Source organism: uncultured Shewanella sp. (assembly GCF_947497935.1).
Classification (GTDB): domain Bacteria; phylum Pseudomonadota; class Gammaproteobacteria; order Enterobacterales; family Shewanellaceae; genus Shewanella.
On record NZ_CANMIO010000044.1, the window covers coordinates 1 to 2674 of the forward strand.

Here is a 2674-nt window from a genome sequence, read left to right on the forward strand (position 1 = left end):
TCCCCAAGGGGATTCGAACCCCTGTTACCGCCGTGAAAGGGCGGTGTCCTAGGCCTCTAGACGATGGGGACCCGGACATATTGCTTTACTTCCAATATAACGAAGACCTATAAGTAACACTTTAGAAGGCTATTAAAGTGCAACCGCCGTGCTGTTCTTAATAAAAAATAGCGCGGTGTCCTAGGCGCTCTCATCTTGACGATGGGGACCCGGACTGCATTAGACTCTGCAAAGAGTGAATACTCATTAAGTTCTGTAGGCTAAAACTTAACGCTTAGATTCAGTTAGTTGGTGGAGCCTAGCGGGATCGAACCGCTGACCTCAACACTGCCAGTGTTGCGCTCTCCCAGCTGAGCTAAGGCCCCTCACTAACTAAAACACTTTTGAGTGCACCGCGAACTATTCGTTGCCTGTGTCTCAACTGCGTGGCGCATTCTATGCAGCGCACCCAAAAGAGTCAACCCGTTTTTTACGAATTTATTCTATTTGCTACAAATTCAATCGCTTTGGAGATTCTTTGCTCTGTACGGGCCTTTCCAACCAAGAATATGGTTAAATCAACAGCAGGAGACATACCTGCGCCTGTTACAGCTACACGTAATGGCATACCCACTTTACCCATGCCGACTTCTAATTCAGCAGCAGTATCTTCAATTGCTTGATGAATTGCTTCTAAAGTCCACTCATTTAGGCCAGCCAATTTAGTTTGGAATAACTGTAGTGGCTCTAGTGCAACACCTCTTAAGTGTTTCTTAGCTGCATTTTCGTCAAACTCTGCGAAATCTTCAAAGAAGTAACGGCTAGATGCTGCAAGTTCTTTTAGTGTCTTTGCACGTTCTGATAATGCAGAAACAACTTCAGATAGTTTTGGACCATTACTTGTATCAATGTTTTGATCAGCCATGTGCCATTCAAGGTGAGAAGCTACATATTCTGGATCAAGTTCTTTAATATAGTGTTGGTTTAACCAAATCAGTTTATCGGTATTAAAAGCAGAAGCCGCTTTGTTGATGTCATCAAGGCTGAAGAATTGCTTCATCTCATCAATAGAGAACACTTCTTGATCGCCATGAGACCAACCAAGGCGAACTAGGTAGTTAAGTAGTGCTTCAGGTAAATAACCATCATCACGATACTGCATCACCCCTACCGCACCATGACGCTTCGATAGCTTAGCGCCATCATCACCTAAAATCATCGATACGTGAGCATATTCTGGTACAGGTGCACCTAATGCTTTAAGAATGTTGATCTGACGAGGTGTATTGTTGATATGGTCTTCACCACGAACAACACAAGTAATTCCCATATCCCAATCGTCAACAACTACGCAGAAGTTATAAGTAGGTGTACCTTCAGTACGTGCGATGATCAAATCATCTAATGTGCTGTTGGCAAATTCAATACGGCCACGTACGTGGTCGTCAAATACTACGCTGCCTTCTGTTGGGTTTTTGAAACGCACAACAAATGGCTCATCAGTATCACGCGGTGCTTTATCGCGACAGCAACCATCGTACTTTTGTTGCTCACCTTTTGCAGCTTGCTCTTCACGCATTGTTTCAATGCGCTCACGGCTACAGTAACACTTATATGCAGTGCCCTGCTCTAGCATCTGTGCAATGATTTCGTTGTAACGATCAAAACGCTTGGTTTGATAGTAAGGACCTTCGTCCCAATTCAGGTTCAGCCATTCCATGCCTTCTAAAATTGCTGCGCATGCTTCAGGAGTCGAACGCTCTAGATCGGTATCTTCGATACGTAAAACAAACTCACCTTGGTTTGCGCGTGCATATAACCATGAATAAAGTGCAGTACGAGCACCACCAACGTGCAAAAAGCCGGTAGGGCTTGGAGCAAAACGCGTCTTAACTGTCATAATGGACATTGACCTATGTAGAAAGTCTAAATAATAGACTGTACTAATGAATGTGGCGCATATTCTAACAGCCAAAAGGGCTAGGGAAAATAGATCTACTACTATATGGCAAATTTTGTGGGGAAAATCTGCCTTTCCTCGGTTTACAACTTTATCTATTGTAAAAGCTGAAGCGACTCCGTAGCCCCTCCATTAGGGATTGAAGTAACAAACCCATCACTTCAATATAGAGGAGTTATTGAAGAGTAAGTAATAATGGGAAGTAAAGCCAAGACTTATGCCTTGGATACCAAGAGCTAAATGTTTACAGCACTAGGTTTATAAGCATATATAGATAGCATACGTTTAGCTTGCTCTTTAGAAATACTCAGTCCATATCTTGGATTGTTCATTAAGAGTGATAGTTATCGCTTGGCCTTATAACATTCACATATTGAAAACAGCCCAAACTTCGATATACACAGAATAGAAAACCGATAAAAATGGAAAGTTAACTAAGGATAGAAAAGTCTCCTACTCTGATAGGCTTCCTAGTAAGAGATGTAAATCGAGCATGCCATCATATTTTCACGCTAATTTTTAACCTTTTTTTGCTATAACGGCCCAGCTCTGATTAACTATGCATCAACACGCGCAAAATTGAACCGTACTCGTTATTTTATCTAAAAAAAGCGTTGACAGTAGATCGTTCCTCCCTATAATACGGCCCCACACAGCGAGGTCGATTAGCTCAGCTGGGAGAGCACCTCCCTTACAAGGAGGGGGTCACTGGTTCGAGCCCAGTATCGACCACCA

The 2674-nt window shown here is 42.9% G+C and carries 1 protein-coding gene and 2 tRNA genes; 1 reads left to right on the top strand and 2 read right to left on the bottom strand.

The features are described from left to right. Positions 1-289: 289 nt before the first annotated feature. Positions 290-365, bottom strand: a tRNA-Ala gene (locus Q1A86_RS21045). Between the two features lie 104 nt (positions 366-469). Continuing rightward, the gene (gene gltX, locus Q1A86_RS21050; RefSeq protein ID WP_299811425.1) at positions 470-1879 is read right to left on the bottom strand and encodes a glutamate--tRNA ligase; all 1410 of its coding nucleotides are present in this window, start codon (positions 1877-1879) and stop codon (positions 470-472) included. A gap of 719 nt (positions 1880-2598) precedes the next feature. On the opposite strand from gltX, the gene Q1A86_RS21055 reads away from it, so the two are divergent. After that, a tRNA-Val gene (locus tag Q1A86_RS21055) sits at positions 2599-2674 on the top strand.

What these genes read in the sequence shown, in the direction of transcription:
- gltX (WP_299811425.1), bottom strand. Translation starts at nt 1,879, where the DNA reads ATGACAGTTAAGACGCGTTTTGCTCCAAGCCCTACCGGCTTTTTGCAC.